Genomic DNA, 20,251 nt, shown 5'->3' on the forward strand with positions numbered 1-20,251 from the left:
AAGTTATTGATAGTTAATTTGTTAAATTATTTTATTTTAATAAGGAATTGGCGAAATAAATGTGTTTTTTTGGTGTTAAGGAATTGTTTTGTTATTTTTATCAGAAATTTAATAATAATACATGGCCAAAAACTACTTTGTTGCATTAAAATTACTTTTATTTTCTCTAGCTTTATTCTTATTACCAACCAAAAGTATTGCACAATGTGCCGGTATAGATACCGAAGTGAAAATATGTGATATTGAGAATCCGGTAAATGAATCGATTAATCTACTCGGATTATTAGACGGAAGTCCAACTGCGGGAGGAAAATGGTCAGATGATAGTAATACACAAGCGCTGGATGTTAAAACGGGGATTTTATATGCACAAAATATTACTAGTGGTGGTATCTATGAGTTCACGTATACTGTTCCAGCTGTTCCAGGCTGTGTAAAGAATACCGCAAAATTAAGAATTACTATAGGTGCCTATGCGGGTGTGGCAGCTCCTTTTGCGACTCCATGTAGTGATAGAGAGGCTTATAATCTTTTTGAAGCATTTAATGGTACAGTTATGGGACCACATAAAAACGGAACCTGGACTAATAGTGATGGTCAAGTTGTATCTTCTTCATTTCCAATTAAAGGATTGCAAGGAATTTTTAAATTTACATATACAGTACCTCCAGTACCTGGCTGTGTACTACTAATTCCATCAGTCACAGTATGGATAACGGTTGTTAGAGCACCAGAATCGGGAACAGCAAATGATTTATTGTTGTGTGGAAGTACTGATTTAGCTGCTTATACCAATTTTGATTTACACGATTTACTCTCCGGACATGACGCTGGAGGCGAATGGAAAGGTCCTGGGCTAACTTCGCCAGCAGACCATAATGTCAATCTTCAGCAATTATTTGATACGTCTGGAGCGGGAGATTATACGTATGTTTATACTGTTTTGGCGCCTACTCTTAATGGTCATAGGCCATGTTCTAATAAATCCGTATCTGCGATAATCACACTCGAAAAAAGCGTTGATTTTACAGGAGCTACTCTTGTTGTAAATTCGGATATATGTGAGACAGAAATTCCTAATGCGATTTATTTTGCAACACTTAGAAGAGGTCCAGAAGTTATTCCAGACGGTAAATATAATGTTACTTATAGCATATCGGGTCCAGCTGGGACAACAGTTAATACGGAGTTGCTAACTTTAAATAATGGTATGGTGACTTTTCCATTATCTGCTACCTATTTTCAGCAAGTAGGTGCTTTTAAGGTTGAAATTACAAGTATAGTTGCCGATTGGAATAAAGGAGCTTGTGTTAATATAGTTAATGATTTATCGGATATTTTAAATGTTTTTCCAACTCCGAATATAGATTCTGCAAAACTGAAAATTGACCCAATTTGTCAAAAAGAAAATGCGTTGGTACAGATTACAGAAGCCTCAAGTCTTACGGATGGGACTTATCGTATTGTGTATAAATTAGGTGGAGCCAATGTAATAAATGGAGTAGTAGTTTCTATATCTGTTATTAACGGAGTTTCTAGTTTTGTAATTCCATCGGCCTTAATTAGTAATGAGGGGAATACTTCGGTTGTAATTACAAACATTACAAATACAATTACCAATTGTACCAATACTGCTAATGTTGCGGGGAGTATTGTAGTGAAATCTTTGCCTAATCCAATTAATTACAAAATACATATAGATGATTTTTGTTTAAACGAGCCAGTTTTAGTTTCACTTTCGGGATTAGGAACTTTAACAGATATTATTATTTCATATACAATTTCGGGAAGTAATTTGGCACCAACACAAATGATTACTTTAGTAGTATCTGGTGGGAAAACAAGTTTTGTAATTCCGCAAAATTTATTTCTCAATACAGGTTCAACAACAGTCTCAATTACAAGTCTTAGAAATAACGAAACGGGTTGTGGTATTGTGATCACGAGTTTATCAGATGATTTTTTAGTAAACCCTATTCCAATAGCGCCAACTGCTGGTCCTATGAGTTTTTGTAAATCAGATGGAGCTACAGTTGCTAATTTATTGCCAAACGGGACACAATATAAATGGTATGATTCTGTAACGGCTACAACGCCTCTTACGGCTTCATCTATATTAGTTTCGAAAAATTATTACGTTAAAGAAACGGCACTTTCCAGCGGATGTGTATCCCCTGCAACTTCTATTATTGTTACTATAAATGATGTGGCGTCACCAGTATTAAACCAGAAAGGACAAAATTTTTGTGGAATAGACAATCCTACAATTGCAAATTTGTCTAATAATACCAATGCTTCGGCTTCGGTAGTTTGGTATGATGCTCCAGATAATGGAAATCCGTTAACCAATGCAGTTTTACTTCAGGATAATGCAACCTATTACGGATTTGATTTCTCAAACACTATCAATTGTTTCTCTAATGATGCTCTGATAGTAAAAGTTTCGCTTACAAATTGTACTGATACACAATATGGTGATTTCTTTATTCCCGATGGATTTTCTCCAAATGGTGATGGAATAAATGATACCTATACAATTCCCGGAATTGATTTTTTATATCCGAATTATACGCTTGAAATCTATAATAGATATGGGAACTTAATGTTTAGAGGTAATAAAAGTAAACCGGATTGGGATGGGAAAAATTCCGATTCAAAAATAATTGATGGAGTTGCTCCAAATGGCGTTTATTTTTATGTTGTCAATTTCAATAAAGACAATAGACCACCTATACAAGGTCGACTTTATTTAAATCGATAATTCCTTTTCTCTTAATATAATTTTCAAATGAAAAAAATAATACTAATCATAAGTTTTCTTTTTTATATCATGCATGCATCCGCGCAGCAGGATCCCGAATACACACATTATATGTATAATATGAGTATTGTAAATCCAGCTTACGCAACAGGAACTCCTGCAATGTTAAACTTAGGAACTTTATACAGAACACAATGGGTAGGTGCAGTTGGAGCACCAAAAACGTTTAACTTTTTTGCGCATACTTCCCTGAGTAATAAAATAGAAGTAGGAGCATCATTAATATCTGATGATATAGGTGATGGAGCCAAAAAAGAGAATAATTTCTATGCCGATTTCGCTTATATACTAGAATTAGGAGGTAAAAATAAACTTTCGTTAGGATTAAAAGCAGGATTTACATCCTTGCAAACTAATTTTAATGGATTCAAGCTTCAGAGCGGTGATGTTACAACCGATTTAGCTTTTGCGGAGAATATCAACGTTACCAAACCTAATATTGGTCTGGGAGCCTATTATTTTACAGATAAGTTTTATGTTGGATTATCGGCACCAAATTTACTTCGTTCCAAGCATATCGAAGAAAAATCGGGAATAAACGCCTATGGTTCCGAAGATATTCATACGTTTTTGACTGCTGGATACGTTTTTAAACTTAGTGATGCATTTAAATTAAAACCTGCATTTATGTCAAAATTTGTGGTTGGAGCTCCGGTTTCTGTAGATCTTTCGGCAAATGTTTTGTACAATGAAAAGTTTGAATTGGGTGCGGCATACAGGATTAATGACGCCATAAGCGTTTTGATGAATGTAAATGTTTCTAAAGCAATTAGAGTAGGTTATGCCTATGATTATACAACATCCAATTTGGGTCAGTTTAACTCTGGGACTCATGAAATTATGCTCCTTTTTGATCTGGATTTACTAGGAAAAGGATTTGATAAATCACCTAGATTCTTTTAAAATGAAAAATATGAAAAAACTACTTGTTATACTATTCGTATTTTTAATACAATTTATAAACGCTCAGGATCAGGATGTAGCAAGAGCAAAGCGCTTTTTTGATAAAACATATTATAGTGAAGCCATTCCGTTATACGAGAAAATAGTTTCAGAAAAACCTTCGATGGAAGCTATCAGGAATTTAGCCGACTCTTATTATAATACCAATGATTTAAAGAAAGCCCAGCAATATTATAGGCTTCTGATTAAAAGTTATGATAAAGATTTAGATAGAAATTACTATTTTAAATATGCGCATACGCTTAAAGCAACTAATAGTTATGAAGAAGCAAATGAAGTTTTAAAACAATATTATTCTAAGAATAGTCAGGATTATTTAGATTTGGAAAATGCTACAAAAGAGCTTGAAAATGTTTCGGCAATTGGAGACAGATATATTATAAAGAATCTGGCTATAAACACTAAAAATTCAGAATTTGGAGCTGTAAAATATGGGGACAGTTTAGTTTTTGCTGCAGTAAAAAAGAAACCTGGATTATTTGATAAAATGTACAAATGGGATAATGAAACGTATCTAAACCTAGTTTCGGCATCAATAAAAAGGATAAATGCAGGAGATTCGATTGCTTATTATTTTGCAAAAGAATTAAAAACAGGAATGCATGAATCCAATGCAGTTTTTACTAAAGATGGTAAAATCATGTATTTTACAAGAAATAATTATAAAAATGGACATCGAGGTAAAAACAAAGAAAAAGTTTCAAATCTCCAAATTTTCAGGGCTGAACTTGTAAAAGGAAAATGGACAAATGTGGTATCACTTCCGTTTAATAGCGAAGATTATTCGGTGGAACATCCAGCATTGAGTCCAGATGAAAAAACACTGTATTTTGCTTCGGATATGCCGGGAACATTGGGCTCATTTGATATATTCTCGGTAGAAATATATGAAAAAGCATACGGGAATCCTCAAAATCTAGGAGCATTAATTAATACCGATAAAAGAGAGCAGTTTCCATTTGTTTCAAAAGATAATAAGCTTTATTTCTCCTCCGATGGGCATTTGGGCTATGGATCACTAGATGTTTTTGTATCCGAGATTAAAAGCGGAACATACAGTAAGGCTTCAAATGTTGGTTTGCCATTAAATTCTAATCTAGATGATTTCTCATTTAATATAGATTCAGATACTAAAGAAGGATATTTTGCTTCGAATAGAGCAGGAGGAAAGGGAAGTGACGATATCTATCAATTAAATGAAACCAAAGCTTTAATAATCGAGGATTGTAAACAGCTTATTACGGGAATAATTACCGATATAGATACCAAACTACCACTGGAAAACGCTGTTGTAATTCTTCGACAAGAGGAAAGTAAAGAGTTGCGTACGGTTATAACTTCTGCCGATGGAAAATTCAATTTTATTGTGGCTTGCGAGTTATCGTATACTGTTTTGGCATCCAAGGATAATTATACAAATGATTCCAGAAAATTAGTTTTGGATAAAACTAGAGGTAAAAGTAATGATGCTTCGATGGCACTTAAATCTCTGGAAGTCATAAAACAAGAGGAAAAAGAACTCGAAGAACAGAAAAAACAAAGAGAAGCATTAGAGTTAGTAGCTTTAAAAGCAAAAGAAGCAAAAGCAAAAGCAACTGAAATAGCACAGGCGGAAATCAGGAAAAAAGAAAAAGCGGAGAAAGCAGTTGCAGATCAGAAAGAAAAAGTAGAGAAGATCATTGCACAGGAAAAAGATGTGGTAAAAGATAAAGACCGATTAATTATCAAGACCGATCCTATCTATTTTGACTATGATTTATGGTACATAAGAAAAGATTCAAAAATTATACTCAACAGGGTTTTCGAATTAATGAAGAAATATCCTGATATGGTTGTCGAAATTGGTTCTCATACCGACTCAAGAGGTAATGATAAGTATAATGCAAATTTATCTGAAAAAAGAGCACAATCGACCAAAGATTATTTGGTAGATTCCGGGATTGACAAAAAGAGAATTATAGCCAAAGGTTATGGTGAATCGGTGCCTATTATAAAATGTAAAACAGATGATGCTTGTTCCGAAGAGCAACATGAGCTTAACCGCCGAAGTGAATTTGTGATTAAAAATCTATAAGAATCATTTATGTGGGGGAATTAACCGCAAAGGTCACAAAGGTTTACGCAAAGCTCACAATCCCGAAGCGTCGGGATTAAATAGTTTAATCTTTTAATCTGTGGCAAAAAAAAACGTGCTTATTCGTGGCAAACTCTATAAAAAAAATCGCTTCCTAAATTTTAGGAAGCGATTTCTATTTATAGGGAAGTATGCTTTAATATTAATTTGCTACGTCTCCTTTGATTTTTAAAGCAATACGGCCTTCGTCGTAATTTACTGCATTGGTTTCTACGGTAATTGTTTTTCTGATTGGCCCAGAAGCCATATTAAATTTTACTTCAATTTTTCCTGATTTGCCAGGCATAATTGCTGCAGATGGTTTAGATACGATACTAATACCTGCCGTAGATTGTACTGATGTGATCATTAATGGAGCGTCACCAGTATTTGTAAACTCGAAGGCTTTAACTCCGTTATCTCCTTTACTTACTGTACCATAATCAATAGTATTGTCCTTGGCAGCAAAATCAATTTTTGGGCCGTTTTGAGCAAAGCTGATGGTTGTTACCATTAGGGTTGCTATAAATGAGGCTACTTTCTTCATTTGAAATTGTTTTAAGTTATTAAGGTAAATATACTTTCTTTTAATTAATACACAAATTATTAATTCGCTTTTTATAGTGTACTTAATTATTTACTTTTGTTCTCTATTACAAATACAAAAATCAAACCAAAGTATAAAAGGGTTATTTGTTAAGCTGCTTGATCGTTTATTTTACTGAGGTAAAAACGATTAGACAATTTAGTGATTAAACAATTTAATGATAAAAACATATCCAAGATAAAATGACAATTCCAGCACAATTTGACGCTAAAACAATCGAGAACAAATGGTACGACTATTGGATGAAAAATAATTATTTTCATTCAGAGCCAGATCATAGAACACCTTATACTATTGTAATCCCTCCGCCTAACGTTACTGGGGTCTTACACATGGGGCACATGCTTAACAATACCATTCAGGATGTATTGATAAGAAGAGCGCGTCTTAAAGGATTCAATGCTTGTTGGGTACCAGGAACAGACCATGCATCGATTGCTACAGAAGCTAAAGTTGTTGCTAAATTAAAAGCCGAAGGAATCAATAAAAATGATTTAACCCGTGAAGAATTCTTGGCTCATGCTTGGGAATGGACAGATAAATATGGTGGTGTAATCTTAGATCAGTTAAAAAAACTAGGAGCTTCTTGCGACTGGGAAAGAACTAAGTTTACAATGGATCCAGATATGTCGGCTTCAGTAATTAAATCGTTTGTTGATTTGTATAACAAAGGATTAATCTATAGAGGTTACCGAATGGTAAACTGGGATCCTGAGGCAAAAACAACTTTATCTGACGAAGAAGTTATTTATGAAGAACAACAAGGAAAATTATTTTTCCTTAAATATAAAATAGAAGGAACTGAGGAATTTTTGACCGTTGCTACAACACGTCCGGAAACTATTTTTGGAGATACTGCAATTTGTATTAATCCCAATGATGAGCGTTTTACTCACTTAAAAGGTAAAAAAGCTATTATTCCTATCTCTGGAAGAGTTATTCCTATTATCGAAGATGAGTATGTAGATGTAGAGTTCGGAACAGGATGTCTTAAAGTGACGCCTGCACACGATATGAATGATAAAACGCTAGGAGAGAAGCATAATCTGGAAATTGTAGATATCTTTAATGAAGATGCTACCCTTAATAGTTTTGGATTGCATTATCAAGGAAAAGATCGTTTTGTAGTTCGTACTGAGATTGCAAAAGAACTAGAAGAAATCGGTGCTTTGGCGAAGACCGAAACTCACCTTAATAAAGTAGGAACTTCTGAAAGAACCAAAGCAGTTATCGAACCAAGATTATCAGATCAATGGTTTCTTAAAATGGAAGATTTAGTAAAACCAGCAATTAAATCTGTTTTAGTTGATGGTGATATTAAATTACACCCAAAACGTTTTGAAAATACGTATGCACACTGGTTAAATAATATTCGCGATTGGAATATCTCTCGCCAGTTATGGTGGGGACAACAAATTCCAGCTTATTTTTATGGAGATGGAAAAGAAGATTTTGTAGTTGCAGAAAATATAGAAGACGCTTTAAAATTAGCACAGGAAAAAACTTCTAACAATTCACTAAAAACATCTGACTTAAGACAAGATGTTGACGCACTAGATACTTGGTTCTCATCTTGGTTATGGCCAATGTCGGTTTTTGGTGGAATAATGGATCCAGAAAGTGAAGATTTTAAATATTACTATCCAACAAATGATTTGGTTACAGGTCCGGATATTTTATTTTTCTGGGTTGCCAGAATGATTATTGCAGGGTATGAATATGCAGGCGAAAAACCATTTACAAATGTATATTTAACAGGTTTAGTACGTGATAAGCAACGTCGTAAAATGTCTAAATCATTAGGTAACTCACCAGATCCTTTAGATTTAATTGATACATTCGGTGCAGATGGTGTTCGTGTAGGATTGCTTTTAAGTGCTTCTGCAGGAAACGACATCATGTTTGACGAAGAATTATGTAATCAAGGAAAAGGATTCTCTAATAAAATATGGAATGCCTTTAAATTGATAAAAGGATGGGAAGTTTCGGATACTATTCCGCAACCAGAATCATCAAAAGTAGCAATCGAATGGTACGAAGCTAAATTGCAACAAACATTAGTAGACATCGAAGATAATTTTGAGAAATACAGAATTTCAGATGCTTTAATGGGAATTTATAAATTGGTTTGGGATGATTTCTGTTCTTGGTTCCTTGAAATGATTAAGCCAGCTTACCAACAACCTATTGACAGTGCTACTTTTGCGAAAGCAATAGAAATGTTAGAAAGTAACTTGAAATTATTACATCCGTTTATGCCTTTCTTAACAGAGGAAATTTGGCATTTAATTGCTGATAGAACTCCAGAAGAAGCTTTAATTGTTTCGACTTGGCCAGAATTAAAATCATTTGATGCTAAATTAATTGCTGATTTTGAAAACACAAGCGAGGTAATTTCTGGAATAAGAACAATTCGTAAAGACAAGAATATTCCGTTTAAAGATGTTATCGAATTAAAGATTGTAAACAACGATAAAGCTTCAACTTATTTTGATTCGATTGTAACTAAATTAGGAAACATTACTTCATTAGAATATGTTTCGGATAAAGTAGATGGAGCGTTATCTTTTAGAGTAAAATCGAATGAATATTTTATTCCGATAACAGGAAATATTAATGTTGAAGAAGAAATTGCAAAACTTACTGCAGAGTTGGTTTATACGCAAGGATTCTTGAAATCGGTTCAGTCTAAACTGGCAAATGAGAAATTTGTGGCTGGTGCGCCAGAGAAAGTTTTGGCTAACGAAAAACAAAAAGAAGCTGATGCTTTAGCAAAAATTGCTACAATCGAACAAAGTTTAGCTGGTTTGAAATAAGAACTAGAATTGCTTTTAAAAATAAAAAATCCCAATACTAAATTTTAGTATTGGGATTTTTATTTTCGTAAAAAACATCATTGATATAGAAAACGGTATCAATAAATTGTAGAATCCCATTTTCTGTTAATACGTTTTCATCATGAAGATCTTCAAGGATAATTCCTAGTTCTGGATTATAGTAATCATTGTTTTTCGTATTTAAAAATCCATTTGCAAGCATGAACTTCTTAACTAAATCTAGATTGGTTTTTTCAGTTGCTTTTACAAAGGGTTGCTCAACAACGGCATACAATGTATCTGTTTCTTTATGAAATCCTAATAATTTATAAGCTGTGTCGGGGAAAAAATAATTATTTAAAAGTAAGTTGTTTAGATAATCTAACCAAGAATTGTAATAAATGGAATCATTTAGTTTTATTACATTTTTTCCATCTTTTAAATAAACTTTCTGTTCAGCTCCTTCAGAAACATAATTATCTATATTAATATCTAAAACCCAAAGGTTATTTTCTGTAATAAATTTTTCTAAGGCTTCTGTTTCTTGTTCTTTGAAGTGCTTGAACCCTTTAGCCATTTCACTTGAGCTCTGGCTTCGGCTAAGGTAACTGGTTGTTGCTTGGATAGTTGTTCCATGCTTAACTTTGCCCTTTCCTGAAATGATAGATTGTAATTCATATTTCATAGTATAAAATGTAAAAGTATTACATTTTATCACATTATCAAAAGCTATTTAGTTTTTGTAGCTTTTATATTATTTTTTTTCGGTTTACTTCTTTCTGGTTAAAACCAAAAACAAAGGATAAGAAACCACAGTAATACCCAGTATAATTACAAAGCTTTTTGGGTCGCTATATATGAATCCGATTAATAATGCCAATGAAACGATAATAGCCAAAATGGTAGTCCAAGGATACCAAAAAGAGCGATATGGTCTTGGTAGATCAGGTTCTGAAATTCTTAGCTTTAGCAAAGAAAAATATGCCAATCCCCAAACGATGATTGATGTAAATGCTGCAAACGAAAACAATACTTCGAAGGAACCAATACAAATTAAGAATAAACTAAATACTGAAGAAACTAAAAGTGCAACAATAGGGGTTCCGCCTTTGTTAACGATTGTTCCTTTTTCGATAAAAAAGCCATCTCTACTCAATCCGTATAAGATTCTTGGTGGAATCATCATAAAGGCATTTAGAATACTAATTAAGGAGAAAATAGAAATAACGGTTACTATTATGGCTCCGTTTTTTCCGAAAATAATGTTTGCTACATCTGCAGCAGCCAAATTAGATTTTGCCAACGTTTCGATTGGTAGAACATGAAAGAAAGCAATGTTCAGTAAAACATAAATGGCAATTACAAGAAGTACTCCGCTATATAATGATCTTGGAATATTCTTGCTTGGATTATCATTTTCTTCTGCAAAAAAGCAAACACCATTCCAACCATTATAGGTTCCGATAATGAGTTGAAGTGATTTGAAAAATCCAAATATAAGTCCGATTTGAAAAAAAGAATTGTCTTTTTGGATAGGAGGTAACTTTACGCCAGCATACATAAAACAAGCAATAACCAGTGCAACAAAACAAATAACTTTAATGAAACTGGTAATTTGCTGAATGGCGCTACCATTTTTTACACCACTTAAATGCAGTAATACAAATGCAATTAATAACGAGATGGCAATTGTTGTTGAATAGCTTTCGAGACTTGGAAATAAAATAATGATATATTCACTAATAACGATACAGTAAAACGCAGGCGGAATTACATTGGTAATATAATCGAACCAACCTGAGAGGAAACCGGCATATTCACCAAAAGCTCTTTTTATGTAATTATAAGATCCTCCAGCTTTGGGAAGCATTGTGGCAAGTTCTGCATAAGAATTGGCTCCAATTAAGACAAATAATCCACCAAAAAGCCAAGAAGCAATAATGAGCCAATAATTATCTAATAAGCCAGCAATTGTTCCCGGAGTTCGTAAAATTCCGACTCCAATTGTGCCTCCAATTAATACGGCAATATTAAAGCTTAATCCTAAACTTTTTTTTAGTTGGTTTTTTTTAGAATCTGACATATTTAGAATTTTGTTTTTTTGAAATTTGAATTGTTGGGGCAGCAAAAGTAATACAATTAAAGTACTTTATTTTGAAAACAAAAAACCTCGTTTATTGCTAAACGAGGTTTTGTATTTTGTTAGTATAAAATTGTATTAAGCTAGTAAAAACAAGAATATAAGTGGGAATAAAATTCCAGCCACAGCTAGTTTCCAACCTCTGTTTTTAAAGCTAAATTTACTTGCCGATTTTATCATTATAATTCCAGTTACAGCAATTACAATTAAACTTAAAGCAAAGATATCCGAGTAATAAATCCACCAGTTTGAAGTGCTTTTATGCAATTTCATCGTCTGGCTAATAAAAGGTGTTTTTATGAAAGTAACGATTTCACCTTTTCCTGTCTTCATATCAATCTCTACATCATGATTTTCGAAAGAGATTTTGTAAGTCCCTTTTTTAGCTCCCTGACGACGGATTTTATCATCTATATTTAATTTATTTCCAAGTTCTTCGGCAAATTTCTCGTTCAGTTTTTCTTCTGCTGGAAGGCTTACCTCTATCGCTTTAGTCTCGGTAGTGTATTTATCAGGATGCCAATTTTCGCGGTGGTTCATTAATATTCCTGAAAAAGAGAATGAGATAATAAGTCCGACGTAAAAATAACCTAGATCACGGTGTAGATTTCTGAGTTGTTTTGCTGTTTTCATAACGGGAATTTGATGTGGTATATTAATAGATTGCTGAAAATTTTGTGCTGCGAAAATACTTTATATTTAACTAAAAATCAAAAACCTTTTTCTGATTTTCAATAGATGAAAATTTAAGAAAAAAGTTTTTGATTAACAGAAACAATATTGTCTCTTAGAATTTATATCTTAAACTTGTCATTACTTGACGAGGTGCAATTGGGTTCACACTATAATTCTCGTGAACTGTATAATTTAACTCGTTTGTAATGTTTGATAATTTACATAAGATGGAGAATTTATTCCATTCGTAACCTGCAGAAACATCAATAGTAGTATATGCTGTTAATGGAATTTCTCTGTCATTGATTCCGCTTGGTTTTGTAGCGTCGTATTGACTGTTCCAACCACCAGTTCTTTTTCCAATATAATTTCCGATTGCTCCAAAAGAAACACCTTTAAGTAAACCGTTTTGTAAAGTATAAAAGAAACTTAAATTTGCTGTATTAGCAGGAGTTCTTACTAAACGATCCCCTTCGATAAAACTACCATTTGCTCCAGAAGTTTTGGTATAACGCATATCGTTATAGCTATATCCTGCAATAATGTTTAAACCATCAAGAGGTCTTGCGGTAATGTCAATTTCTATTCCTTTACTTTTTGTTTCTCCACTTAAAACTTTAATAGTTGTATCTATGTTTTGAGATCCATCAGCTTTAAATTCGGCAGTTTGGGCTAGATTACTGTTGGTAATTTGGTATACAGTAACATTTGTACTTAATAAACCTTTCCAGAAATCTTTTTTCACACCAAATTCATATTGATCAATGATAGATGGTTTTATCGCGTCTCCATTAACAGTTGTTCCTGTATTTGGAGTAAAAGAGTTAGAGTAACTTCCAAATAACGAAATGTCTCTTGTAGGTTGGTATACTAATCCTAATTTTGGGGAAAAGGCTGCGTCTGTAAGTTTCTGGCTTTTGATTACTGTGGTTGGTGATACACTATAATCTGTTGTTTCAACTTGAGTTTCTTGCCATGACCAACGTAATCCTGCTAGAACTTTGAATTGATCTGTAATCGAAATTAAATCCTGGAAATAAACTCCAAAACGATTAGAATCTGTATTTGCAAGTTTAGTTGCTTTTGCATTCGGGATGTCCATACGTTGTCCCATATAAGTAAGATCATAAATGTTTACGCGGTCGTATGCATTTGCAATGTATTTTCCTTTGGCATCTTTCTCTGCTTGTTGACTAAAAGCATAAGTATATGCTTGTGTAAATGAGTTTTCAAAATCAACACCTGTAAAAAGTTGGTGTTTTACTTTTCCAGTATAAAAATTACCTTGTAAGCTTAATTGTTCTCCAATTATTTGTTCAAAATTATCGTTTTGACCTAATGGACGAATATAATCACCATTTACATAATTTGGAATAGTAGTATCAATAGATACACGTTCAGTACCTTTAGAAGTTCTGTGGTAATTTTGGAAAGAAGTATTAAAGTTTAATTTCCAATTGTCATTAAAATCGTGGTTTATCAAAGTCGAAACACTTGTTTGAGTTGTTTTTCCGTTTGACCAAAGTGCTCCTAAATATTTGTTTCTTGGTAGATCGGCAAGTTCTTTTCCAATAATTCCTGTTCCAAAATCCGGAGTCCAGTCGTAACTTAAATAATCTCCTTGTAATGTAATTTGAGTTTTATCGCTTACTTTAAATAAAAATGAAGGGTTTATGTAATAACGCTCATTTTTAACGATATCTCTAAAACTTTCTGAGTTTTCGTAAGTACCAGTAAAACGATACGCGATGTATTTGTTTAAAGGACCGTAAATATCAACCGATGGTTTGTAAAAAGAGTAACTTCCCATTTGCATAGAAATCTCTCCACCTTTGGTAAATTGTGGACTTTTTGTAACCATGTTCAAAATTCCTCCCGGAGCAACATTACCAAATAATAATGCAGAACTTCCTTTTAGGAATTCTACTTTTTCCAAAGATGAAACTTCCGGCATAGAACCGCTGCTGAAACGAAATCCATTTTTGAACATATTATTCGCCGACATATCGTAACCTCTGGAGAAAAAAGATTCTTGAGCTCCACCACGTGCGGATCCTACATAAATACCATTCATGTTTTTTACAACTTCACTCAATCTAATAGCTTGTTGTTGCTCGATTATTACATTATCTATTACTTGTACACTTTGAGGAAGATCCATAACCTTTATCCCTGATCGCACTGCAGATACTGGCTTTCTTTGTTTATTGGCTGTAATTACAACCTCATTAAGAACTTCGCCTTTTTTATTTTTTACTGTATCTGTAATTGCAAGGGCGGTATCATTATTGCTTTCGACTGTTTTTGCACTTCCTTGCGCAAAACCTGATAGACTGAATAATAAACCTAAAGTGGGTAGAATATATCTCATGTTTGTTTATTTGGAATAAAAAAAAATAACGATGCAAAAGTATGTTCTATGTTTCGATATTCAAAGCTTATTTAGATTAAATATGCTTAATTTTGCCTTAAGTTTATGTATTTGATTTATTATAAAGTAAGTAACCCTCGCTTAGACAAGCGAGGGTTACATGTTTTGATATAAAAAATGGATTTATATTGTTCCTTTTAAGAATTTTTATTTAACATTTATAGCATAAGTTGCCATTTTCCATACTTCGTCATATTTTTTTCCATTATGTTCACCAGCACTTTTCTCTGTATGAGCAAATTCTACCATATATTGTCCTGACCAGATTGGTGTAAATTCGAATGAACCTTTATCATCTGTGTATAATTCTTTTTCCCAACCATTAGGAGCAATTACCTTAATTTTTTGTTCTTTGGCAGAAACACCGTCATATAAAGCAAATACAGATACCTTTATGTCTTTTTTTGCGATATCGGCATTTTCAGCAAATACACCGATTGCATTTTTATTTGCAGTAGCATAATTACCTGCAGCTTTGTTTCCAACAACTACATTGGCGCTTGAATTATAATCTAATTTCATAGTTCCGTACACATCTTTTACAGTATGTTGCATTACTACAGTATATACTCCATCTTCTTCTGGTGTGAAAAAAGCTTGGTATTTTTTCTCTAAAGCTGTTGGAGTTAATTTAATTTCTTTTTTAGAAGGAGTTATCAATACTAATGAGAAATCTTTTAAATCCGAAAACCATTTTGCGGAAGGCGTAATATCGTTATCTGAAAATTCTCCAAAATAAACCGAAATTTCCTGAGGTTTTCCTTTGGTACCAGTTGCTTTGGTTTCTATCCAAAGTGCATGAGCAAATAATTGTGGGCTAAGTAATAAAGTAAGTAATACCAGGGCTGTTTTTAAAGTGCTTAATTTCATAATATAAAATGTTTAAGTTAATTTTTATTGGGAATCTCTTAAATAGATATTTTTGATAACGGAGATTTCTTTATTTTTTTTTAGAATTTATAGCTTACCGATAAACGTACGTTTGTTCCTGGTTCTGCTTGCCAGTAGTAATATCCGGGATTGTATTTTCCTCCTGAGTATAAATATTTGTTTAATACATTATTGACAATAACATTATAGATCATTTTTCCTTTTTGGTAGGTAACTCCACCATCAACACGGAAATAATTAGGTAACATAGAATTTTGATCTTTAGAAACAAACCACGGAGATCTGTCTACTTGATATTGGTATCCCAAGGAAAGTCCCAAACCGTTTAAAGTTCCATGATCCATTTTATAATTAAGCCATGTGTTTTGAATATGTTTTGAAGTTCCAGCTACTTGAGTTCCTACTAATGCAGGATCTGAATCTTTGGTTATTTTAGCTTCTGTGTAGGCATAGTTGATAACAACGTCCAAATTTTTAAAAATTTCCCCTCTCACATCTACTTCAACTCCTTTTACTTTTTGTTCTCCGCTTTGTCTGCTGTATTGAATTGCTCCCGTAGAATGTTCCGGATCTGCTGTTAAAATGTTTTTGTTTGTAATTTGATAAACTGCAATTACCGAGTTCCATTTTCCGTTCATCCAGTCTCTTTTAAAACCAAATTCAAGATTACTTCCTGTTTGTGGATTAAAACTTTTTCCTTCCCAATCGGTACCGTAATTCTCGTTAAACGATTGATCGCTTACAAAATAAGCTGCTGTGTTTTTATTAATTGAATAACTTACACCAACACGAGGAGTAAATTTACTGTTTTTAAACGAACCCGAATATACATCAGAAGTTCTTAAAGTGGTATACCTACCGGCAAGTGTAACACGAAGTTTGTCTTCAAATAAACCTATTTCATCTTGAAGGTAAAAAGCATTATATCCATTATGATATTTTACACCTCTGTCTTTTATGTCTTTGCTTCGGTCGAATATGGGCATTTTATCATCTGGAACATTTCCGTGAATGGGATTATAAATATCAAAAGGAACAATATTTCCGGCAGCATCATAACCATTAAGTGCCGCAGATTGGCTCCAGTCATGATAATACATTTTATCACTTATATCAAATCCACTTAAAATTTTATGGTTTACAGAACCTGTTTTTACTTGTCCGTTTACAAATATTTGACCAGTTCCGGTGATTCCTAATACATCCCAAATAGATACGCCACGGGTTAAGATGTTTGTATTTGCAGGGTCAAAACCTGGCCATTGTGGCCACATAGACATCCCTTGTTGTTTGTAATTAAAATAAGAACCCTGAGCGGTAAATTTCCAGTCACTATTGATTTTTTGTTCCAAAATTCCCAAAAGACTTTTATCGGTCATTTTAGTTGGATCAAAATTAGGTTCTCCTGTTGTAAAGTTTCTAGGTAAATCTGCGTAGGCATTATTGGAGAAAACATAATTAGAACCAATAATATTTACTTTAGAAAATTGTTGTGTATATTCAAGTGTAATAGCGGTTTTATCGTTAGGTACATATTTTATGACTGGTGCGATAGAATAACGGTCGTTAAAATCAAATGGGCGATGACTCCTTTTCTTTTGTCCCATAACATTTAAACGGTATAGAAATTTCCCGTCTTTTGTTAGTTTTCCATCCAGGTCAAAAGCTGCTCTGTACATATCAAAACTTCCTAATGAAATATTTGCTTCTCCTTTAGTACGTCCACTAGGTTTTTTGGTCACTACATTATAAAATCCGCTTGGGTTTCCGTTTGCAAGCATAAATCCTGCAGGACCTTTTACAAATTCTATACGCTCTACCATACTCATATCCTCAGTAAGTGGTCCCCAAGTTGTACTCACGTTCATACCGTTTCTAAAAGCGGCTACTTGGCTACCTCTCATCGTAATGTTGGCATAATTATCCCAATGTTCTACTCTGGTTGCACCACTCACGTTGCGCGTTACTCCTTCGAGCATATCATAAATTTGTTGATCTTGAATTAATTTTCCGGTAATAACCTGAATGTTTTGTGGGATTTCTATAATTGCCGATTGTAAACGAAGCGAAGATGAAATTCTGTTGGTTTTAAAAGCACTTTTATTACTTAAAACCACAACTTGGTTTAGTTCTGTGTTAGATAAAGTAAGTTGGATATTTGTTGTAACAGTTTCTCCAGTCACAACAGTAACTTCTTCTTGAAGGTCATTATATCCTACCAGAGTTATAATTAATATTTGGGTTCCTGCGGGAGCTTTTTTTATTTCGAATCCACCATCATTGTCGGCTATAGTCGGCTTATTTATTCCTTTAATAGAAATAGAGACTCCTTCGGCAGGCTTGTTATCGTTTGTAAGTACTTTTCCCTTTATAGTACCAGTTCCTTGTGCCGAAACTGTAGTTATTGTAAGTATAAAAAAGCTCAGAATTAAAGCTACTTTCTTTATTTGTTGATTCAGGTATTCCATAATTTAAAATGTAAAATTTGGTTTTAGGTTTAAATTGGGTTTGGTTTTTAAAATCTGCAGCAAATGTAAAATTTAATATTTGTTTAACAATGCTTATTTAGACTAATTATTAATAATAATTTAAAATTTATGGTTTTAAAGCTTTATGAGCAATCGTAAAAGAATCATTTTAAGTATATTATTCAGTTTATGAATGTATTATTTTGTTAGTAGTTCTTTAGTGTTATTGTTTACATTAGATAAGGCTTAAAATACTTAATTTTGCAGCTAGAATAAATTGAAACACACTTAATGATCATACCTTATTTTAAGAAATTACAGCATTCGCCTAAAGGATTTAGACTAGCAAATACTGTATTTTTTTTCGTCTCGGGATTTGGATATTCTTCTTGGGCTTCCCGTATTCCCAATATTAAAGCACAGTTACATTTAACCGAAGCACAATTTGGAGCTGTTTTATTTGCTTTTCCAATAGGGTTAATGCTTACGATGCCTTTTACAGGAAGGTTATTAAATAAATACAGTAGTAGATATTGTATGCTTCTTGGAGCAGTTTTATTTAATATTGTTTTGGCTCTACCTGGGTTTAGTGCTTTTGTATGGCAGTTGGTGATTATACTTTTGATATTTGGTGCTTCGCGAAATATCCTCAATTTATCGATGAATGCTCAAGCTCTGGAAGTACAGAAGTTATATCCAAAATCGATTATGACAAGATTCCATGCCGTTTGGAGTTTGGCAGGATTTGCCGGAGCCGGTTTAGGCTACGTTATGGTGGCACAAAATATTGCGCCATCACATCATTTACTCGGAATAAGTATTGCTATGATGGCTATTACAGCCTTTTTTTACCCAATGAGTATCCATACAGAACCTGTACCGGTTAAAAAGAAATTCTTTTCGATGCCGGACAAAAATCTAATCAAGTTTGCGATTATTTGTTTTGTTTCCATGGCGTGCGAAAACACGATGTATGACTGGAGTGGAATCTATTTTCAGAATATATTACATGCATCGCCTAAACTCACCACAGCAGCATTTGTATTTTTTATGACAGCTGTTACTTTAGGTCGCTTTTTTGGAGATTATGCGGTAATGAAACTGGGAGTTAAACGCATTTTGTTTTACAGTGGTATTTTTATAATGATAGGGTTTTTAACTTGCTTTCTGTTACCGTTTATTTACCCTACGATCTTTGGTTATGTTCTTATCGGTATTGGAGTTTCTTGCGTTGTGCCATTGGTTTTTAGTATTGCTGGAAAATCAAAAAGCTTGAGTAGTGGTTCTGCATTAACCTCTATTTCTACGATTGGATACCTTGGTTTTTTACTTGTGCCACCAATGGTTGGTTTCATATCAGAATTCTTAAGTATGAAATGGGCCTTCTTGGTAATGGCTTTTTTAGGCGGAATTATGATTTTAATGGTGAATAAGATCGGGGAGGAGGAGTAAGGGTAGAGGTTCTGAGAGAGAAAGGTTTTGAAGTATTAAGATGTTAAACTAAAGATATTTTTGAATACTGATTAACGATTTCAGATTTTGTGTGAATAAATAAATATCTATTTTAAGAAGTTCCTTTTATCTGAAATCAAAAATCTTAAATCATTTTTTTAGTGCCTTAATCAGTTCGATGATTCCATATGTAATTAAGTGTAATGTTAAAAACGCTAAACCATAAAATAAAACCGATAATGAACCTCCATATTTAAAATTATTTTCATCTGAAAAAAAACAAAATGTATTTATTAATGTTGAATTTCAATTTTTATAACTTTAAAAGAATTACTTCTTAGCCATAACAAATTTCTCTGTAGTTGCTTTTCCTAATTGAACACCAGAAATTTCGGCAACTAAACTTTCATTAGCTTCCTTGGTATAGCTAATTTTTTGTGGATAATCGTGTTTTGGATTTTCGAAAACTAGTCTTTTTTCGGTTGAACTGGTTAACTCAAAAGCAACTGGCTCATCATTATTTTGACCTTTTACAGTAGCGTTATAAGTCAATACTTCACCTTTTTGTTGTAGTTTGATAGTTTCAAAATGAATAGTATCTTTTCCTTTTATAAAGAAAGAACTTCCTTGAAAAGTACTATCGTTAACTTTGCTCCATGTTTCGGTTAAAGTTCCTTGTGGAGATACATTTTCCCATTTTCCAATAAGCCAATCCGCAGCTTTTATTTTGTCTTTTTCTGGAGTTTCAGCTTTTTTGCAAGAAACGAAAGCCAATAAAAGTAGTATAAGAGTAATTTTTTGAAACATTTGTGTAAATATTTGGTGTTATTTGGAATTGCTAAATTATAAAAAAAAAGTTAGCGTAAATTAGAGA

Annotated in this window: 13 protein-coding genes; 5 read left to right on the forward strand and 8 right to left on the reverse strand. The window is 33.1% G+C overall.

All coding sequences use genetic code 11. The features are described 5' to 3' along the window. Positions 1 to 121 precede the first annotated feature (121 nt). From OIU83_RS11830 to OIU83_RS11840, 3 genes are read left to right on the forward strand one after another with little or no spacing between them, the layout of a single operon-like run. Entirely contained in the window at positions 122 to 2,761 is a 2,640-nt protein-coding gene (locus OIU83_RS11830; RefSeq protein WP_264206463.1) for a gliding motility-associated C-terminal domain-containing protein, read from the forward strand. Positions 2,762 to 2,788: 27 nt separating this feature from the next. Continuing rightward, a complete protein-coding gene (locus OIU83_RS11835) occupies positions 2,789 to 3,724 on the forward strand; it encodes a PorP/SprF family type IX secretion system membrane protein (protein ID WP_264206464.1) in 936 nt (311 codons plus the stop codon). Positions 3,725 to 3,734: 10 nt separating this feature from the next. After that, positions 3,735 to 5,858, forward strand: a complete 2,124-nt coding sequence (locus OIU83_RS11840) for an OmpA family protein (protein ID WP_264206465.1) — start codon at positions 3,735 to 3,737, stop codon at positions 5,856 to 5,858. 202 nt (positions 5,859 to 6,060) lie between these two features. Here the strand turns inward: OIU83_RS11840 and OIU83_RS11845 are convergent, their stop codons facing one another. After that, the gene (locus OIU83_RS11845) at positions 6,061 to 6,444 is read right to left on the reverse strand and encodes a DUF1573 domain-containing protein (RefSeq protein ID WP_264206466.1); all 384 of its coding nucleotides are present in this window, start codon (positions 6,442 to 6,444) and stop codon (positions 6,061 to 6,063) included. 242 nt (positions 6,445 to 6,686) lie between these two features. On the opposite strand from OIU83_RS11845, the gene OIU83_RS11850 reads away from it, so the two are divergent. Further along, positions 6,687 to 9,320, forward strand: coding sequence for a valine--tRNA ligase (locus OIU83_RS11850; protein ID WP_264206467.1), 2,634 nt, complete (start codon positions 6,687 to 6,689; stop codon positions 9,318 to 9,320). 37 nt (positions 9,321 to 9,357) lie between these two features. Here OIU83_RS11850 and OIU83_RS11855 read toward each other — a convergent pair whose 3' ends face one another. From OIU83_RS11855 to OIU83_RS11880, 6 genes are all read right to left on the reverse strand, one after another. Next, the gene (locus OIU83_RS11855; RefSeq protein WP_264206468.1) at positions 9,358 to 10,005 is read right to left on the reverse strand and encodes a putative polyvalent protein kinase domain-containing protein; all 648 of its coding nucleotides are present in this window, start codon (positions 10,003 to 10,005) and stop codon (positions 9,358 to 9,360) included. Between the two features lie 84 nt (positions 10,006 to 10,089). Next, a complete protein-coding gene (locus OIU83_RS11860) occupies positions 10,090 to 11,403 on the reverse strand; it encodes an APC family permease (protein ID WP_264206469.1) in 1,314 nt (437 codons plus the stop codon). Between the two features lie 135 nt (positions 11,404 to 11,538). Continuing rightward, a complete protein-coding gene (locus tag OIU83_RS11865; RefSeq protein WP_264206470.1) occupies positions 11,539 to 12,093 on the reverse strand; it encodes a PepSY-associated TM helix domain-containing protein in 555 nt (184 codons plus the stop codon). 154 nt (positions 12,094 to 12,247) lie between these two features. Next, positions 12,248 to 14,506, reverse strand: coding sequence for a TonB-dependent siderophore receptor (locus OIU83_RS11870; RefSeq protein WP_264206471.1), 2,259 nt, complete (start codon positions 14,504 to 14,506; stop codon positions 12,248 to 12,250). A 207-nt stretch (positions 14,507 to 14,713) separates the two neighbouring features. After that, the gene (locus OIU83_RS11875; protein WP_264206472.1) at positions 14,714 to 15,436 is read right to left on the reverse strand and encodes a DUF4198 domain-containing protein; all 723 of its coding nucleotides are present in this window, start codon (positions 15,434 to 15,436) and stop codon (positions 14,714 to 14,716) included. An 80-nt stretch (positions 15,437 to 15,516) separates the two neighbouring features. Then, positions 15,517 to 17,925 (reverse strand): TonB-dependent receptor, encoded by a 2,409-nt coding sequence (locus OIU83_RS11880; protein ID WP_264206473.1) that lies wholly within the window; start codon positions 17,923 to 17,925, stop codon positions 15,517 to 15,519. Between the two features lie 291 nt (positions 17,926 to 18,216). Here OIU83_RS11880 and OIU83_RS11885 point away from each other — a divergent pair, with 291 nt between their 5' ends. After that, positions 18,217 to 19,377, forward strand: coding sequence for an MFS transporter (locus tag OIU83_RS11885; RefSeq protein ID WP_264206474.1), 1,161 nt, complete (start codon positions 18,217 to 18,219; stop codon positions 19,375 to 19,377). Between the two features lie 330 nt (positions 19,378 to 19,707). Here the strand turns inward: OIU83_RS11885 and OIU83_RS11890 are convergent, their stop codons facing one another. After that, the gene (locus tag OIU83_RS11890) at positions 19,708 to 20,184 is read right to left on the reverse strand and encodes a DUF6265 family protein (RefSeq protein ID WP_264206475.1); all 477 of its coding nucleotides are present in this window, start codon (positions 20,182 to 20,184) and stop codon (positions 19,708 to 19,710) included. Positions 20,185 to 20,251: the final 67 nt, after the last annotated feature.

The organism is Flavobacterium shii, assembly GCF_025847235.1.
In the GTDB taxonomy this organism is placed as follows: domain Bacteria; phylum Bacteroidota; class Bacteroidia; order Flavobacteriales; family Flavobacteriaceae; genus Flavobacterium; species Flavobacterium shii.